General features: G+C 60.9%; 18 protein-coding genes. 9 read left to right on the top strand and 9 right to left on the bottom strand.

The features are described from left to right. Positions 1-19: 19 nt before the first annotated feature. The 7 genes from AC3ZU9_RS25200 to AC3ZU9_RS25170 all read right to left on the bottom strand — a co-directional run bounded on the left by AC3ZU9_RS25200 (position 20) and on the right by AC3ZU9_RS25170 (position 5,559). Positions 20-1,369, bottom strand: a complete 1,350-nt coding sequence (locus AC3ZU9_RS25200; protein ID WP_490091494.1) for a CoA transferase — start codon at positions 1,367-1,369, stop codon at positions 20-22. Positions 1,370-1,409: 40 nt separating this feature from the next. Continuing rightward, positions 1,410-2,753, bottom strand: coding sequence for a sensor histidine kinase (locus tag AC3ZU9_RS25195; RefSeq protein ID WP_046035290.1), 1,344 nt, complete (start codon positions 2,751-2,753; stop codon positions 1,410-1,412). Positions 2,754-2,819: 66 nt separating this feature from the next. Further along, the gene (locus tag AC3ZU9_RS25190; RefSeq protein ID WP_015885586.1) at positions 2,820-3,284 is read right to left on the bottom strand and encodes a hypothetical protein; all 465 of its coding nucleotides are present in this window, start codon (positions 3,282-3,284) and stop codon (positions 2,820-2,822) included. Between the two features lie 177 nt (positions 3,285-3,461). Beyond that, complete coding sequence (locus AC3ZU9_RS25185; protein ID WP_003193803.1) at positions 3,462-4,139, bottom strand: response regulator transcription factor; 678 nt, start codon at positions 4,137-4,139, stop codon at positions 3,462-3,464. A 7-nt stretch (positions 4,140-4,146) separates the two neighbouring features. Beyond that, positions 4,147-4,554: an SH3 domain-containing protein gene (locus AC3ZU9_RS25180; protein ID WP_093543183.1), complete on the bottom strand. Its 408-nt coding sequence runs from the start codon at positions 4,552-4,554 to the stop codon at positions 4,147-4,149. 107 nt (positions 4,555-4,661) lie between these two features. Beyond that, positions 4,662-4,961: a YciI family protein gene (locus AC3ZU9_RS25175; RefSeq protein ID WP_015885584.1), complete on the bottom strand. Its 300-nt coding sequence runs from the start codon at positions 4,959-4,961 to the stop codon at positions 4,662-4,664. A 1-nt stretch (position 4,962) separates the two neighbouring features. Next, on the bottom strand, positions 4,963-5,559 hold the full coding sequence (locus AC3ZU9_RS25170) for a septation protein A (RefSeq protein WP_015885583.1): 597 nt from the start codon (positions 5,557-5,559) through the stop codon (positions 4,963-4,965). 87 nt (positions 5,560-5,646) lie between these two features. Here AC3ZU9_RS25170 and AC3ZU9_RS25165 point away from each other — a divergent pair, with 87 nt between their 5' ends. The 6 genes from AC3ZU9_RS25165 to rluB all read left to right on the top strand — a co-directional run bounded on the left by AC3ZU9_RS25165 (position 5,647) and on the right by rluB (position 10,641). Continuing rightward, positions 5,647-6,510 (top strand): PHP domain-containing protein, encoded by an 864-nt coding sequence (locus AC3ZU9_RS25165; protein WP_015885582.1) that lies wholly within the window; start codon positions 5,647-5,649, stop codon positions 6,508-6,510. Positions 6,511-6,523: 13 nt separating this feature from the next. Further along, positions 6,524-7,153, top strand: coding sequence for an L-threonylcarbamoyladenylate synthase (locus AC3ZU9_RS25160; RefSeq protein ID WP_015885581.1), 630 nt, complete (start codon positions 6,524-6,526; stop codon positions 7,151-7,153). Then, entirely contained in the window at positions 7,154-7,972 is an 819-nt protein-coding gene (locus tag AC3ZU9_RS25155; protein WP_015885580.1) for a segregation and condensation protein A, read from the top strand. It begins immediately after the preceding gene. Positions 7,973-7,984: 12 nt separating this feature from the next. Continuing rightward, on the top strand, positions 7,985-8,917 hold the full coding sequence (gene scpB / locus AC3ZU9_RS25150; protein ID WP_102061315.1) for an SMC-Scp complex subunit ScpB: 933 nt from the start codon (positions 7,985-7,987) through the stop codon (positions 8,915-8,917). A gap of 176 nt (positions 8,918-9,093) precedes the next feature. After that, the gene (locus AC3ZU9_RS25145; protein ID WP_015885578.1) at positions 9,094-9,285 is read left to right on the top strand and encodes a DUF1289 domain-containing protein; all 192 of its coding nucleotides are present in this window, start codon (positions 9,094-9,096) and stop codon (positions 9,283-9,285) included. Between the two features lie 144 nt (positions 9,286-9,429). Further along, positions 9,430-10,641, top strand: a complete 1,212-nt coding sequence (gene rluB / locus AC3ZU9_RS25140; protein WP_490091493.1) for a 23S rRNA pseudouridine(2605) synthase RluB — start codon at positions 9,430-9,432, stop codon at positions 10,639-10,641. Positions 10,642-10,832: 191 nt separating this feature from the next. Here the strand turns inward: rluB and AC3ZU9_RS25135 are convergent, their stop codons facing one another. Together AC3ZU9_RS25135 and AC3ZU9_RS25130 are read right to left on the bottom strand one after the other, a co-directional pair. Continuing rightward, on the bottom strand, positions 10,833-11,792 hold the full coding sequence (locus AC3ZU9_RS25135; RefSeq protein WP_102061314.1) for a CgnE/CgnB domain-containing protein: 960 nt from the start codon (positions 11,790-11,792) through the stop codon (positions 10,833-10,835). A 74-nt stretch (positions 11,793-11,866) separates the two neighbouring features. Further along, the gene (locus AC3ZU9_RS25130) at positions 11,867-12,004 is read right to left on the bottom strand and encodes a hypothetical protein (RefSeq protein ID WP_003175756.1); all 138 of its coding nucleotides are present in this window, start codon (positions 12,002-12,004) and stop codon (positions 11,867-11,869) included. Between the two features lie 638 nt (positions 12,005-12,642). Here AC3ZU9_RS25130 and AC3ZU9_RS25125 point away from each other — a divergent pair. The 3 genes from AC3ZU9_RS25125 (at position 12,643) to AC3ZU9_RS25115 (ending at position 16,121) form a co-directional block, all read left to right on the top strand. After that, a complete protein-coding gene (locus AC3ZU9_RS25125; RefSeq protein WP_490091492.1) occupies positions 12,643-14,064 on the top strand; it encodes an amino acid permease in 1,422 nt (473 codons plus the stop codon). A 107-nt stretch (positions 14,065-14,171) separates the two neighbouring features. Next, positions 14,172-14,855 carry a pentapeptide repeat-containing protein gene (locus AC3ZU9_RS25120; protein ID WP_490091491.1) on the top strand — a complete coding sequence of 228 codons (684 nt, stop codon included), beginning with the start codon at positions 14,172-14,174 and terminating at the stop codon, positions 14,853-14,855. Positions 14,856-14,954: 99 nt separating this feature from the next. Beyond that, positions 14,955-16,121: a hypothetical protein gene (locus tag AC3ZU9_RS25115; protein WP_102061313.1), complete on the top strand. Its 1,167-nt coding sequence runs from the start codon at positions 14,955-14,957 to the stop codon at positions 16,119-16,121. Positions 16,122-16,155 lie beyond the last annotated feature (34 nt).

Here is a 16,155-nt window from a genome sequence, read left to right as displayed (position 1 = left end):
CCCGATGGCGGCAGTCGGTTCACCACTGCGCTCGGTGTGACCCCAATTCGCCTGCCGCCAGATCCCACTGCAACGGTGTACCGCTGATGGTCACCGGCGCAAGCAAACGATGCGCCGGGCCCCACGCGGTCTGTTCAACCACCAGCCCTTGATCGCTCGCTTCCTCGGCTCGCAACGCCGGCTGCTCCGGCACCTGCCCTGCCTCCACCAACAATTTTGCCGTACGCGCCAACGACAACCGCGCCGAACCGCCACGCCCGGATTTCAAGCGTTCGCTCAAGGCTTGAAGCGCACTGGCCGCCATCAAGTACCCGGTGGCGTGATCCAGCGCCTGCAACGGCAGCGGCACCGGTTTGTCCGCTTGTTTCCAGGCCATGCCCGCCGCGGCAATCCCGCTGCTCATCTGCACCAGGCTGTCGAAACCTCGGCGATTGCGCCACGGGCCGCTCCAGCCGTAGGCGTTCAGGCTCACGTCGATCAGGCCAGGGGCGAGGGTTTGCAGGGCGCTGGCGGTGTAGCCCAGTTGCTCCAGGGCGTCGGCGCGGTAGCCGTGGAACAGGATATCGGTGTCTTGGAGGAGTCTGGCGAAAATCCGGCGGCCTTCGGCACTCTTGAGATCCAGGCGGGCGCAGCGTTTGCCCAGGGTCATTTCCGGCACCACGCCAGGCTCGTTCCAGCTCGGGGAGTCGATGCGCAGCACATCGGCGCCCAGGCCCGCGAGAAAACGACTGGCCACGGGGCCGGCCAGTACGCGGGTCAGGTCCAGGACCTTGAGGCCCGCCAGCGGCCGCGCCACCGAGCCGAGCCAGGCTTTGTCGGGGGTGGTTTGATAGGTCTGGCGCTGCACCAACGCCTCGGCATTCACCGCCAACCCTTGGGGATGCGACTGCCATGCCTGCCACGAACGCATCTGCGCCGCGCAGCCACCCTCATCGACAATCGCCTGCTCCAACTCAGCAGCCTTCCACTTGGCAACATAGGCGGCCATCTCGCTGCGGTCGGCGGCTTTTCCCAACACCCGCTCGGCGGCGGCGCGGTGATGGGGCGCGTTGGTGTGCAGGCGAATCCAGCCATCGGCGCTGGCGTAGTCGCCAGCCACCGGGTCCCACAGCGGTGGGGTTTCCCAGCCTACCGGGCGAATAGAGGAGGAGAACCAGAAGGACGCGAGGCGGCGGTCCACGCTGACGCCGGGCAATCGCCCGGTCTGTTGCTGGATCAACTGGGCCACGGCCTGGCCGGCGGCTCCGAGGCTGGCGCAGGCCAGGTCGGTCACGGCAAAGGTCGAGGGCAGGGCGCCGGCTTCGGTCAACGTCAACGGGGTGTGTGGCAGGTCGAGTGCGGCTTGGATGGGAGTCAGCAGGTCAGTCATCAAAGGCCCTCCATAATAGAAGGGCCACTATAGAAGATCATCAGGCCGGTGTGACAACCCCAGGCTCCAGCGGCAGGTCGATACTGGCGATAAAACCGCCTTGGGCATGATTGGCCAGGAACAGGCTGCCGCCATGGCGCTCGGCGGCGCGCCGGGCAATCGCCAGGCCCAGGCCGTGGCCTTGTGCGGTCTGGCCTGGGGCGCGGTAGAACGGTTCGCCCAATTGGCTCAGGTGCTCGGCGTCAACGCCGGGGCCGTGGTCGCGCACGCTGATCACAATATGCTCGCCGTGAAGGTGGGCGTGTAACTCGATCGGCTGGCCCGGCGGGTTGAAGCGCTGGGCGTTGCGCAGCAGGTTATCCACTGCCCGTTCGATCATGGTCGGCCACCCCTTGAGGTGCAGTTCGGTATCGGTGGTGAGCTGCACCACCTGGTCCGGGGCGCTGAGTTGGGCGTCCTTTTGCAGGGTCTTGAGCAACGGGTTGAGGTCGATCTCTTCGGCGCTGGCGTTGTCGGCATCGACGCGGGCCAATACCAGGATTTCGCTGATCAGTGCCTCCAGGCGATCACATTCGCGGGTCAGGCGAGGCCAGAGTTTTTCGCGTTCCTCGGGGCTGGCGCGTTCGGCCAGGGCCAGGGCGATGCGCAGGCGGGCCAGGGGCGAACGCAGTTCGTGGGACACGTCGCGCAGCAACTGGCGCTGGCTGCCGATCAGGCTTTGCAGACGCGCGCCCATGCGGTTGAAGTCGGTGGCCAGCACGCCGAACTCATCGCGTCGGTTGGCCAGCTGCGCCAGGCTGTTTTGCTGGTAAGTGGCTTGGCCAAGGTCATGCACGGCACCGCGCAGGCGGCTCAACGGGCGCGTGATGGACAGCGTGACGAACAGGCTGAACAGGGTCAGCACCACCAAGGCGACGACCAATGCCATTAACGGCCATGCCAGGCTGCTGCGGTGCCATTCGTCCAGCTCCGGGTGTGGGATGCGGTAGATCAACAGGTAAGTGTCGCCGGTCTTCTCACTGGTGTATTCAGCGGTCAGGCGGCGCCAAGGCAGGTGGCCGTCATTGCTGTCGTTCTGCCGAGCCTCAAAAGCGGCGGCGCGGCGCGGGAACGTACCGCGTACCACCGGTTCGCCGCTTTCGTTCAGTACCTGCACATCGATGTGATACTGGCGTTTACGCTGTTGCAGCAAATCCTGGGCAGCGTCTTCACCCTGGGCTTCGTAGAGTTGGGTCCACTCTTCGGCCAGGTTATTGAGGCCGGGGTGACGGCTGAGAATCCAGGCATCTTGATTAAGCATGTGCCCAAGCAGGATCGACAACCCGGCAACCAAGGCGATGGCCAGCCAGAAGCTGGCCAGGATGCGCCAGAACAATGAACGCACAGGAAACCCTCAAAACAGGAAAAGCCCAGTGGCGGGAGCCACTGGGCTGGGAGCGTTACGGGGGCATTATTGCGCTTTTTGCGGCTGTTGCGCTTTCCAGGCTTGGAATTCCTTCCATTCGGCGCGGCGCTGTTCTTGCTTCTTGACGATCTCGTCGAATTTTTTCTGCTGATCGGGCTTCAGCACGGCACGGATGTCAGCCTGGGTTTTCTGCTTGCCGGCGGCGATTTCGTCCTGCATGGCTTTCTGGTCGGCAGCGGGCAGTTTATCCAGGTACTTTTTGGTCAGGTCTTTACGAGCATGCCATTGGTCGCCCATCAGTTTGCCGATCTGCTCGCGCTGCTCTTTGCTCAGGTCCAGTTGGCTGAAAGGGCCGCCTTTGCCGCGCGGACCGTGTTCACCGCCGTGGCCCGGGCCACCCATCATGTGGCCTTCTGGGCCGCCCATCGGGCCTGGGCCTTCGGGCATTGCAGCCATGGCAACGGTCGGCAGGGCGGCGGCGAACATCAAAGCGATAAGGGTCTTGCGCATGGTGATTCTCCTGTCTCTATTCCGGTGAGTCCGGATGTGAGTAGATTACGGAGATCAAGGTCAGCGGCGGTCAGGTGTGCGTAAAGCTTGGGTAAAGAGGGTTTTGTTGCAAACTGACAAAACCCTTGGGTTTGAATATTCAAACACGCCAGCCTCTACCGTGGAACGCTGGGAGCGTTAGAGGCTGTAGTAGTAACCGCGACTGCGCAACGCCACGATCCGTGGCCGGCCATCCGGGTGTGGGCCGATCTTTTTGCGCAGGTTACTCACGTGCATGTCCAGGCTGCGATCGTAAAGGGTCAGCTTACGGCCCAGGGCAATCTGCGCGAGTTCCTGTTTGTCCAACGGTTCGCCGGGCTGGCGGAGCAAAGCTTCCAGCAATCGGCTTTCGGAGACGGTGAGCGCAAATTCCTGTTCATCGATGCTGACCACGCCGCGTACCGGGCTGAAGCACAGGTCGCCCAGCTCCAGTTGGGTAGACACGGCCGCCGGGTGGCTGCGGCGCAGTACCGCGCGCAGGCGGGCGGTGAGCTCGCGAGGGTCGCAGGGCTTGGCCAGGTAATCATCGGCGCCCAGTTCCAGGCCGAGGATACGGTCCAGCGGTTCGCCGCGGGCCGACAGCATCAGCACCGGCAGCTCAGGGTGGTCGTTGCGCAATTGCTTGAGCAGCTCAAGGCCGCTGCCGTCGGGCAGCATTACGTCAAGCACCACCGCTGCCGGGGCGCTGTCGGCCAAGGCTTTGCGGGCGCTCAAGCCGTCATGGCAGGCGCGCACCTGGAAGCCTTCCTGGCTTAACCAACTGGTCAGCAGCTCGCAGAGCTCCTGGTCATCATCTATCAGTAACAGCTCGCTCATGACTCACTCAATTTAGCCATTGTCGACGGCGACGGTGCCCACCGCTGGCGAAGATCCCGCACAGCAGGGCGATCAGTGCGACGGCCCCGCCGGTGACGAACCACTGTTGTTGCTCGGTCAGCCATCGGGTCAAGGCCCCGCCCTGTGTCTCTTTGAGTTGCTGGGCCAGGCGTTGGTTCTCTTGGCGAAGGCGATTCAATTGGGCGCTCTCGCGGCTAGCGTCCGCACTTTGCAGTTGCTTGCTCAGTTCTTCACGCTGGCGTTCGCTTTCTTTCAAACGTTGCTGCAACTCGCTGATCTGGGCGCCGGCACTCAAGGACAGGGGCGTGGAACTGCCGGTGTTCGAGGTTTCTTCAGCGTGGGCCGTAGCCCCGATCATTAACACTGCCAACAGACACAACTGACGTAAGCGCATCGGAACTCCTGATTCCACACGAATATTCAGAACGTTGTCGGCAGGTTACCCAGAATAATGAGCAATTAGGCGTTCGCCGAACCGAATAGGTTCGGCACGCCTTTTGATCAAGGCAGGACTTGCTTGAACGGTTTGATCACGACGTCGGCGTAAACGCCGGCCGCGACGTAAGGGTCAGCCTTGGCCCAGGCCTGTGCATCGGCCAGGGACGCGAACTCGGCAACGATCAGGCTACCGGTGAAACCGGCATCGCCCGGGTCATTGCTGTCCACCGCAGGGTGTGGGCCGGCCAACACGATACGTCCTTCGGCTTGCAGCTGTTTCAGCCGTTCGACGTGAGCCGGGCGCACGCTCAGGCGTTTTTCCAGCGAGTTGGCAACGTCGGTGGCAATGATGGCGTAGAGCATGTCAGTCCTCGGTTTTTGGCGTGGTGGGATCGGCGTCATGCAGATGACGTGACAGGTAAATACCCTGGGCAACCAGGAACAGCACGGTCATGCCCAGGCTGCCGAAGACTTTGAAGTCGACCCAGTAGTCCTGGAACGTGAATGCCACGAACAGGTTGGCGGCGCCGCAGAACAGGAAGAACACGATCCAGGCTACGTTCAAACGCGTCCACACCGGCTCCGGCAGGGTCAACGCATGGCCCATGATCCGCTTGATCAACAGGCGGTCACCGATGAAATGGCTGCCGATGAACGCCAGGGCGAACAGCCAGTTCACCACCGGGGCTTTCCATTTAAGGAAGGTTTCACTGTGGAAGGCCAGGGTCAGGCTGCCGAAGACCAGGCAGGCGACCAGGGTCAGCCATTGGCTTTTTTCCAGTTTGCGCTGGGAGATGAAGATGGCGCCGTAGACCACGACGGAGCTGATGATAAGCACGGCGGTGGCGCTGTAGATGCCCCCGAACGTCAGCTCATGGCCGGCCAGATCGATGACCCTGGGGTCGAGTTTGTAGACGATGAAAAACAGCAACAGCGGGATGAAGTCGATGAATTGTTTCACAGTAAGAGCCAGAAGCTGGATGTGGCGGCATAATAACAAACATCCTTGGTAGCGAAAGCGCCAGCTGACTTGAGGTTACACATCCCCGTGAATGTCGATTTGCACTGCCACAGCACGGCCTCCGACGGCGCCCTGGCGCCCGCGGTACTGGTTGCGCGTGCGTTTGAAAAAGGCGTGCGAGTCCTGTCCTTGACCGACCACGACACCCTCGAAGGCCTCGACGAAGCACGCGAAGCCGCCCATTCACTGGGCATGCAACTGGTCAACGGTGTGGAGTTGTCCTGCACCTGGGGCGGCGCCACCATTCATGTGCTCGGCTACGGTTTCGATCAAAACGCCGCGCCTTTGGTCGCGGCCATCGCCCAATTGCACGATGGCCGCTGGCTGCGGTCCGAAGAAATAAGCCGCAAGCTCAGCCTTAAAGGCATGCCTGGAGCGCTCGAAGGCGCCCGCGCCATCCAGCAGGAACTGGGTGACAGCGGCAATGCACCGGCCCGGCCGCACTTTGCCGACTGGATGGTGCGGGAAGGTTTCGTCAAGGACCGTGCCGAAGCCTTTCGCAAGTGGTTGGGCGCCGGCAAGTTGGGGGATGTGAAGCAACATTGGCCGACCCTGGAAGACACCGTCGAGACCCTGCGCGCCTCTGGGGCCTGGGTCAGCCTGGCGCATCCCTGGCATTACGATTTCACCCGCAGCAAGCGTCGCAAGCTGATTGCCGACTATATTGGAGCGGGCGGCCACGCAATCGAAGTGGTCAACGGGCATCAACCCGCCGAACAGGTCGGCAGCCTGGCGATTCTTGCCCGCGAATTTGGTCTGCTGGTCAGTGCCGGCAGTGATTTTCATGGCCCAGGCGGCTGGTCCGAGATCGGCGAGTATCGCCCCGTCCCGGAAGACTTGCCGCTCTTGTGGGGGCGATTCAAGCATGACCCCATTATTGCCACCGTCTGAACAGGTAGAACACGTGAGTCAATTCTTCCAGATTCATCCGGAAAACCCCCAGGCGCGCCTGATTAAACAGGCCGTCGAGATCATTCGCGCCGGTGGCGTGGTGATCTACCCAACCGACTCTTCCTACGCCATTGGTTGCCAGATCGGCGACAAAGGCGCGGTCGAGCGTGTAAGACGTCTGCGTCAACTGGACGACAAGCACAACTTTGCGCTGATCTGCAGCGACCTGTCCCAGTTGGGGCTGTTCGCCAAGGTCGACACCGGCACCTTCCGCCTGCTCAAGGCCCACACGCCAGGGCCCTACACCTTTATTCTGAACGCCACCCGCGAAGTGCCGCGCCTGCTGTTGCACCCGAAGAAGCGCACCATCGGCCTGCGGGTGCCGGAGCACCCCATCGCCCTGGCACTGTTGGCCGAGCTGGGTGAGCCGCTGATGAGCGTGTCGTTGATCATGCCCGGCGATACCGAACCGCTGGAAGACCCATACGAAATGCGCCAATTGCTGGAAAAACAGGTCGACCTGATCATCGACGGCGGTTTCGGCGGCGGCAAGGCGTCCACCGTGATCAACCTGGCCGATGGCGAACCGGAAGTGATCCGGGTGGGTTGCGGCGACCCGGCTCCGTTTATGGTCGAGGCCTGAATGTCGGCCGTGGAAACCGTCGACCCCCAGGCAGGCGCCCAGCAGGAACTGCCGTTTGCCATGGTGTATGGCCAGGCGGTCATGGAAATGCCGCTGGATCTGTACATTCCGCCGGACGCGCTGGAAGTCTTCCTTGACGCCTTCGAAGGTCCGTTGGACTTGTTGCTGTACCTGATCCGCAAGCAGAACATCAACATCCTCGACATTCCGGTGGCGGAAATCACTCGCCAGTACATGGGCTATGTGGAGCTGATGCAGTCGGTGCGCCTGGAGCTCGCCGCCGAGTACTTGGTGATGGCCGCCATGCTTGCCGAGATCAAGTCGCGCATGCTGCTGCCGCGCTCGGAGACGGTCGAAGCTGAAGAGGACGACCCGCGCGCCGAACTGATCCGCCGCCTGCAAGAGTACGAACGTTTCAAGGCCGCCGCCGAAGGTATCGACGGCTTGAGCCGGGTGGGTCGCGACGTGGTGGTGCCCAAGCTCGACGCCCCCGAAGCCCGTGCGCGCAAGTTGCTGCCGGATGTGAGCCTGGAAGAGTTGTTGATGTCCATGGCCGAGGTGCTGCGCCGTGGCGACATGTTTGAGCACCACCAGGTCAGCCGCGAGGCGCTGTCCACCCGTGAGCGTATGAGCGACGTGCTGGAGCGCCTCAAGGGCGGCGGCTTCGTGCCGTTTGTCGAGCTGTTTACGGCCGAAGAAGGGCGCCTGGGGGTGGTGGTGACCTTTATGGCGATCCTCGAGTTGGTGAAGGAATCCTTGGTCGAGCTGGTCCAGAATGAGCCTTTTGCGGCTATCCACGTGCGGGCGCGAGCCGAATAAAGAGCTGAATCGATGAATCTGACTGAACCCCGCGAACTGGCCCCATTGCTGGAAGCCTTTCTCCTGGCCTCGGGTAAACCGCAATCCCTGGAGCGCCTGTTCGAACTCTTTGAGGAGGCCGAGCGCCCTGAGCCGCCGGTGTTCAAGAAGGCGCTGGAGATCCTGCGTAAATCCTGCGACGGACGTGCCTTTGAATTGCGCGAGGTGGCGTCGGGTTATCGCCTGCAGATACGTGAGAAGTTTTCCCCGTGGGTCGGTCGCTTGTGGGAAGAGCGCCCACAGCGTTATTCACGGGCGATGCTGGAGACCATGGCGCTGATCGCCTATCGCCAGCCGATCACCCGTGGCGAGATCGAAGACGTGCGTGGCGTGGCGGTCAACAGCCATATCGTCAAGACTCTGCTGGAGCGCGAGTGGATCCGTATCGTCGGTTACCGCGACGTGCCCGGCAAACCGGCGATGTTTGCCACCACCAAGGTGTTTCTCGACCACTTCAACCTGAAGAACCTCGACGATTTACCGCCGCTGGCCGAACTGCGCGAGATGGAAGCCGAGCCGGTGCTCGATTTCGACGACGCGCCGGTGCCCGCGAGCCTGCAGGAACTGGCCGACGCGACCGCAGAGCCGGAAGAACCGAAGGACGAGACCAGTTTCCACACGTTGTTGCTGGAGCTGGATGACATGGAGCAGGGGATCAAGACCGACTTTGATGATTTGTTGCGTGACGGTGCTGCTGAGCCTGAAGCGCAAGTGAACGTTGAAGTTGAGCCTGAAGTCGAAGCAGAAGCAGCGCCCGAGGAAGACATACTCGGCGTGGCCCAAGCGCGGGAAAAACTCCTGGCAGCCGTCGCTGCCCTCGAACAGCCGCCGCTGAGCGACGAAGAAGACGAAGCCCGGGCCCTGGCCGAAGCGATCGAGGCCGAGCGCCGCCAGTTCGAAGACTGACGCGATTTATTTACCGCCACTGCCCTCATGTGGGAGGGGGCTTGCTGTGGTGAGTGGGGCTTGTCCCCCGACAGGTTCACCGCCGACTCAAGGGGCTGCTTCGCAGCCCAGCGCAGGGCAAGCCTGCTCACCACAGCAAGCCCCACACATTTGACTTTGATTGTCAGGGAAAACGCATGAGCTCCACCAAAGACCCTTGCATCAGCCTCTGCAAATTCAACGACGACATCTGCGTTGGCTGCGGCCGCAGCAAGCGCGAGATCCGTGCCTGGAAGAAACTCGACAAAGCCGACAAGCGTACCGTCTTGGCCGAAGCCGAGCTGCGATTGCTGGCCCTGGGCGCCACCGGTCGGCGGAAAAGCAAATGACTGGGCGCATATCGACTAGTCTCTGATGCGCAACGCGCGCCATGCGCGTATGATTCGCGACCCTTTGCCGAGCTATTCGGCCAAAGCCCCGCTTTCAACACTCTTCAGGCCACGCCTGAATCGACCCACCGGGAGGTGCTTAAGATGAACGACAAAGACCAGAACGACAGCCAGGAAATCGGCCCAGCAGGCGAAAAACTGCAAAAGGTGCTGGCGCGTATCGGCGTGGGCTCGCGCCGCGACGTCGAAGCCTGGATCACCCAGAAGCGCATCAAGGTCAACGGCGTCGAGGCCACCCTCGGCCAGCGCGTCGATCTGCACGATGCAATCACCATTGATGGCAAGGTCATCAAGCGTGAAGAGGCCGCCGAATCGGTGCGCCGCGTGATCATGTACAACAAGCCCGATGGCGAGATCTGCACCCGTGACGACCCGGAAGGCCGTCCGACCGTGTTCGACAAGATGCCTAAGCCTAAAGAAGGCCGTTGGATCAACATCGGCCGTCTCGACATCAACACCACCGGCTTGCTGATGTTCACCACCGACGGTGAGCTGGCCAACCGTCTGATGCACCCGTCCTACGAGATGGACCGCGAATACGCCGTGCGTGTACGCGGTGAAGTCGATGACGAAATGATCGAGCGCCTGAAGGCTGGCGTGGTGCTGGAAGATGGCCCGGCCAGGTTCACCGACATCAAGCAAGCCCCAGGCGGTGAAGGTTTCAACCATTGGTACCACTGCGTGGTGATGGAAGGTCGCAACCGTGAAGTCCGTCGCCTGTGGGAATCCCAGGGCCTGGTGGTGAGCCGCCTGAAGCGCGTGCGTTTCGGTCCGGTGTTCCTCAACTCCGACCTGCCGATGGGCCGCTGGCGCGAAATGAGCCAGTACGAAGTCGACATCCTCAGCGCCGAAGTCGGCCTGACGCCGGTCGCGATGCCGCAGATGAACGCCAAGAGCAAAGACAAGCTCGAGCGTATGCAGCGTAAATCGTCGCGCCCTGTGGCTCGCACCGAACGTGTTGCCCGCACCCTGCGCCCGGCGCTGAATGCACCGGCGACCGGCGGTCGTATTTCGCGTGAGCCGCAGATCGAAGGCGAGCGCCGCCCCACCGCGCCATCGCGTCAGGAAGGCGAGCGTGCTCCGCGCACCCCGCGTCCTGCCCCGGCGGGTGGTCGCAGCAACCGCGGTGAAGCCGATCGTCCAGCGGACAACGCCAGCACCAAGCGTCCAGCCAAGCCGGCGGCCAACAAGCGCCCCGGCCCGAAACTGGTCGCGGACGAGCCGTCGGGCAAGCGCCGTGGCGCCCCGGCCGGTTCGGGTCAACGCCCGGGTTTTGGTCGCAAGAAGCCGCAGTGATGTAAGTGCTGCATAAAAAAACGCCAACCTTCGGGTTGGCGTTTTTTTTTGCTTTGGAATACCGTCAAAAATGTGGGAGGGGGCTTGCGCCCGATAGCGGTGTGCCAGCCACCCCATACATCAGCTGACCCACTGCCATCCGGGGCAAGCCCCCTCCCACAGTGGATCTCTATGAGAATCGACGTCAGCGCTTAGAATGCAAAGGTGCCATCAAACACCGGCTTGTCATCCAGCGCCAGCACCCCACTGGCGAAGATCAGATCCAGGTGATGGCTGCCTTTCTGCCCGCCCCCCAGGCCCAGGTGCAACCCGCAGTGGCGCTCCTCAAACCCGGCATTGCGCGCATACAGGTCCTTCACGCCTTCATTGGTGCCTATTCCCAGTTCCTCCACACGCCGGTTGGACGGGTTGGCATTCAGGTATTTATTGAAATCATCCGCCAGCCCAGGCACGTCGCTGGCCACGCTGCAGATGGTCGAGTTCTCGATCCACAGCTCCAGCGGTGATTGCAGCACGCCGTATTTACGCGCGAATGGGATGGTGCTGAGAAAGGTGCCGACAAACCGCACCTGGCCATTGATGGCTTCGCTGTGGGTGGCGATCTCACCGGGGGCGAGGTCGTGGTTACCGACGCCGTTGATATTGGTCCACTTCTTGATGCTGCTCATCGGCGCTTCCAGCCGCGAACCGTGCTTATCGGTAAAGCTCAGCACCGTGGCTTGGGACATGCGCCGGATCAGCGTGGCGTTGAGGTCGGCAATGCGCTGGGGTTCGACGCTGAAGGTGTCGTAGAAGTAGTCGCCGTAATCCTTGAACAGCAGGGATTTTTTCCAGTGCTCGGCCATCACGCCTTGCAGGGCACGGATAAAGTCCGGGCCTTCGGCGCGAGGGTTGGGCAAGGTCGAGGAATCGTAGAGGAACAGGTACAGGTCGCAGGTTTCAATCGCTTCGGCCAGGGTATCGCTGGTGGCCAGGTCCAGGCGCTGCACCTGGAAGTTGAAGCGGGCGGCACTGCTGTGGGTGATCGCCTGGGCGATGGCGTCGTAGCGCTCGGTATGGCCCAGCAACACAGTGGGGCAGCTCAGGCCGTTGAGCGCCGGGTGGTGCGCGAGGTAGTAGAGAAAGTGTTCGACGGCGCGGGCCTTGTCCATGACGTACTTCCTTTCTGTGCCTTGGGTAAGGGGGCAGGTGCCGTGCACAGCACCTGCCGAATGCCTGCCGGTTTTTAGAATGGCCACATCGCGGTGCCGAACGGCACAACGGCATCGGCTTGCATCATTTCAACGGCGGCCTCATGGGTCGGCGCTTCAAACCAATCGTCGAGTTGCAGTTCGGTTTCCAGGTCGTTTTCCAGTGCTTGCATGGTGTATCTCCTAGAGGACGTTGTTTGAGAACGGCTTGCCAACGGGCTTCGCGGGCAAGTGGGATGAACCTAGGAGAGAGTGTTTATAAATGCAAAATTTTTATTGACACGGTTTCATTTGGATTTTTTGTTCTGTTTTTAGGCGCTGGTTTTTTCTTGAATAAATACAGGTAGCTGGCGCGACTAATCTGCCGGAAATTTCCTACCGTCAATTTTTATTAAAATTACAGCTGTAACGCTAATTTTCCATGCTGTAACGATTAATTTACGGGTAGGTGGCGACATTGTTGGCCGATCCTGCGCTGTAAGGATTACCTGACAGATCGTCGCACTCGCTTTTCGCGGACCCCCCCAAGCGGTCGAGCGGTGTACAATCCGCCGCGTTTTACTGTGACCCCCTTGCGTAACCACGCAAAAGGCCAAGACCTCGGGGTTTACCCGCCCTGATCACTCCGCCTGGCCACGAGCCGGACGGGTTCGATTTCGTCACAGATAAAAACAAACAGGTGACGCATGACCGTTAGAACGACGCTGTACTCCTGGTGCCTGCGCTGGGGTTTGAGCGGCGCTGCTTGAGTCGGTAATTCAAGGCAGCAACCTGCATTCAACATCCTCAAACCTTGCGTGAGACCCTTTTCATGAGTGGACCCCATTCCTCTTCAGGCGAGCTGAAACGCGGCCTGAAAAACCGGCATATCCAGTTGATCGCCCTCGGTGGCGCCATCGGAACCGGCCTGTTCCTCGGCTCGGCCGGGGTGCTCAAATCCGCTGGCCCGTCGATGATCCTGGGCTATGCCATCTGCGGCTTCATTGCCTTCATGATCATGCGCCAGCTCGGCGAAATGATCGTCGAAGAGCCGGTTGCCGGTTCCTTCAGCCATTTTGCCCACAAGTATTGGGGCGGTTTCGCCGGCTTCCTGTCGGGCTGGAACTGCTGGATTTTGTACATCCTGGTGGGGATGTCGGAGCTGACGGCCGTCGGTAAATACGTGCACTACTGGTGGCCGGAGATCCCGACGTGGGTCTCGGCAGCGGCGTTCTTCGTGCTGATCAACCTGATCAACCTGGCCAACGTCAAAGTCTTCGGTGAAGCCGAGTTCTGGTTCGCCATCATCAAGGTGGTGGCCATCGTCGGCATGATCGCCCTGGGCAGCTACCTGCTGGTCAGCGGCACCGGCGGCCCGCAGGCCTCGGTGAGCAACCTCTGGGACCACGGCGGCTTCTTCCCGCACGGCGTCGGCGGATTGGTGATGGCCATGGCGATCATCATGTTCTCCTTCGGCGGCTTGGAAATGCTCGGCTTCACTGCAGCCGAAGCCGACCAGCCGCGCACGGTGATCCCAAAAGCGATCAACCAGGTGATCTATCGCATCCTGATTTTCTACATCGGTGCCCTGGTGGTGCTGCTGTCGCTGACGCCGTGGGACAGCCTGCTGGCGACCCTCAATGCCTCCGGCGACGCTTACAGCGGCAGCCCGTTCGTGCAGGTGTTCTCGATGCTGGGCAGCAACACTGCCGCGCATATCCTCAACTTCGTGGTCCTGACGGCGGCACTGTCGGTGTACAACAGCGGCACCTACTGCAACAGCCGCATGCTGCTGGGCATGGCCGAACAGGGCGATGCACCTAAAGCACTGGCGAAGATCAACAAGCGCGGCGTGCCGGTACGCGCCATCCTCGCTTCGGCGGCGATCACCCTGGTGGCGGTGTTGATGAACTACCTGATCCCGCAACACGCGCTGGAACTGCTGATGTCGCTGGTCGTGGCAACGCTGGTGATCAACTGGGCGATGATCAGCTTCTCTCACTTCAAGTTCCGCCAGCACATGAACCGCACCGGCCAGGTGCCCTTGTTCAAGGCGCTGTGGTACCCGTATGGCAATTATGTGTGCCTGGCGTTCGTGGTGTTTATCCTGGTGATCATGCTGATGATCCCGGGGATTCAGGTGTCGGTGTACGCGATCCCGGTGTGGGTGGTGTTCATGGCGGGGTGTTATGGGCTCAAGAATAAGCGCAGTGCCGATGCGGCGCTGACGACAGCGAGTGAAGCGTTGAAGTAAGCGCCCGCACCTAAAAGGAAAACCCGGCGCAGTGCCGGGTTTTTTGTGGGCGTCGACGGGGTAGACTCGCGTCTTGTTGTGATCTGTTCATTGGCTGGAGCCCACCCATGCACCACACCGACATCGACGGCGGCACCTTGCAGTGCTGTGAGCTGGAAGACCTGATCGATCAGCACGGCGGCCCCTTGCGCCTGGTGGGCGTTGACTTGAGTGGCGCCGATCTGTCGCGTATGGCCCTGGATCACTGGGTGTTCGAACGCTGCATCCTGGTCCAGACCTCGTTCCTTGGATCGCGCTTAGAGGGTACCCAGTGGAAAAGCTGCCGCGCCGGCCACGCCATCTTTGAAGCGGCGAACCTGCTGGAGGCGCAGTTCCACAGCTGCGACCTGAACAACACCCGTTGGCAGCGCAGCAAGTTGTCCCAGGCCAGTTTTGAGCACTGCAAGTTGACCGGCGCCAACTTCACCCATTGCGCCTCCCTGGGCCTGAGCTTCAGCGAAACCCGGTTGAACAGCGCCTTTCTGTCGGGGTTGTCGTTCGCGCGTACTGTGCTGAATAACCTGGATTTTTCCGACAGCGATTTGTCAGACGCGGATTTTCGCAAGGCCGAATTGATTGACTGCAGCCTCGCCCACGCGCGTATCAACGGTGCCAATTTCGCCGGCGCCGACCTGCGCGGTGCGGATCTGAGCGGGTTTCGCCTCAATGATGCCAAATTGTTCAAAGGCGCCGTGATTTCCAAAGCCCAGGCGTCGATGTTGTTGTCGGAGTTGGGCTTGTCCGTTGCCTGATTATTCGGTTTGTTGCTGTCAGCAGCCCGTCGCCGGAACTGTGTGGTGTTGCCTTGCAATAAATAGATAGTGGTTTTATCTGAATATTTGAGGTGATGTATGCGAGATCTGATTTCCGTCAGCAGGCAACCTTTCAATCCAGCCAATGAGTACGCACCGGCCTTGGATACCGGCTGCGGCAATAAGCTGTACGCCGGTGAGGAAACCCCGGCATTCACGCCGCACACCGGAGTCTCCATCGCGGGGAAAAACTACTCTCCCGCTGAAAAAGACTACCTGGTCAATGCCTTCGTCAACGATACGCTGCAAAACTCCAACTACGAGAACCCAGAACACCTTGCGCGCCGAGCGAAGCATTTCTTCACGCACATCGAGTCTGAAATGGCCATCGGTCTGGGCGTTGAGAAAGATTTGCTCCGCGACGACTCGCCAGCATCGCAACTGTCATCACATATGGCACACCTGGTTCGCGGTTTGTGGACGCATTCAAAAAGTGATCCCGCGTTTCGCGAGGCGCTGCACAAGGAGTTGTTGGCGCCGAGCAATGACCCCGGCAACGTTCTACTGGCTGGAGAGGGCACAGGCGGTCTGTACTTGAGTATGAAAAACCTGCACGCCCTGTTGGTTCGCGGCGAGCAGGGGCCGTTGACCCGTGAGCATGCGCAGCAAGGTGCGGAAATGGGCTTTGGTATCAAGGCAATTGCCGAGGCGCTCAAGGCGCATGATCCGATGCTCAGTAGCGTCGATGCCTACACCGTGCAGCATCGCGTGGGGTCGAACCGTGTTGTGGACGGTGTGAAGACACATCATTTCACCAGCCGCCATGGCACGGATTTGCGCAACGACTTGGGCACTCAGGTGCGCGATGAGCTTGGCATGCCCGTCATGTTGGGTACCTCGGGTGGCGCATCGGATGTCGCCTCGACCATTCGATATGCAGCCCAATTACAAGGTCAATCCATGTGGCCAAGCGGGATGGACGAAAAGAACGGCCGGGCAGCGATGATGGGGCTGGTGTTTCATCTGATGCGTAACCAAGTCACAGACAATGCCCAAGGCTTCTACGACAAGATGCGCAGCGATTTGCACGGTTTGTCTGCAAAACGGGTTGAGCCTGCGCTGATCTTTTCTCATTCCTTCCCGGAGGTGGTGTCGGGCGTCGAGATGACGCTGAATGATGAAAAACCCACCGATCGCCAAGCGATGATCCATTCAACGTTGCTAGCCAAGTCTCTGTTGGAACAGGCCTTTGCCAACAGGACATGAGGCGCGTCGAAGCACCTGCGCGGGAAGCGGGCCG

The organism is Pseudomonas sp. A39 (assembly GCF_058145955.1).
Note: the sequence above shows the minus strand (reverse complement) of the source record. Positions and strands in the feature narration are given on the sequence as shown.

Bases quoted from the DNA above. Each gene is read 5' to 3' on its own strand.
- AC3ZU9_RS25200 (WP_490091494.1), bottom strand. From the start codon at position 1,369: ATGACTGACCTGCTGACTCCCATCCAAGCCGCACTCGACCTGCCACAC.
- AC3ZU9_RS25190 (WP_015885586.1), bottom strand. From the start codon at position 3,284: ATGCGCAAGACCCTTATCGCTTTGATGTTCGCCGCCGCCCTGCCGACC.
- AC3ZU9_RS25185 (WP_003193803.1), bottom strand. From the start codon at position 4,139: ATGAGCGAGCTGTTACTGATAGATGATGACCAGGAGCTCTGCGAGCTG.
- AC3ZU9_RS25180 (WP_093543183.1), bottom strand. From the start codon at position 4,554: ATGCGCTTACGTCAGTTGTGTCTGTTGGCAGTGTTAATGATCGGGGCT.
- AC3ZU9_RS25175 (WP_015885584.1), bottom strand. From the start codon at position 4,961: ATGCTCTACGCCATCATTGCCACCGACGTTGCCAACTCGCTGGAAAAA.
- AC3ZU9_RS25155 (WP_015885580.1), top strand. From the start codon at position 7,154: ATGTCGGCCGTGGAAACCGTCGACCCCCAGGCAGGCGCCCAGCAGGAA.
- scpB (WP_102061315.1), top strand. From the start codon at position 7,985: ATGAATCTGACTGAACCCCGCGAACTGGCCCCATTGCTGGAAGCCTTT.
- AC3ZU9_RS25145 (WP_015885578.1), top strand. From the start codon at position 9,094: ATGAGCTCCACCAAAGACCCTTGCATCAGCCTCTGCAAATTCAACGAC.
- rluB (WP_490091493.1), top strand. From the start codon at position 9,430: ATGAACGACAAAGACCAGAACGACAGCCAGGAAATCGGCCCAGCAGGC.
- AC3ZU9_RS25135 (WP_102061314.1), bottom strand. From the start codon at position 11,792: ATGGACAAGGCCCGCGCCGTCGAACACTTTCTCTACTACCTCGCGCAC.
- AC3ZU9_RS25130 (WP_003175756.1), bottom strand. From the start codon at position 12,004: ATGCAAGCACTGGAAAACGACCTGGAAACCGAACTGCAACTCGACGAT.
- AC3ZU9_RS25125 (WP_490091492.1), top strand. From the start codon at position 12,643: ATGAGTGGACCCCATTCCTCTTCAGGCGAGCTGAAACGCGGCCTGAAA.
- AC3ZU9_RS25120 (WP_490091491.1), top strand. From the start codon at position 14,172: ATGCACCACACCGACATCGACGGCGGCACCTTGCAGTGCTGTGAGCTG.
- AC3ZU9_RS25115 (WP_102061313.1), top strand. From the start codon at position 14,955: ATGCGAGATCTGATTTCCGTCAGCAGGCAACCTTTCAATCCAGCCAAT.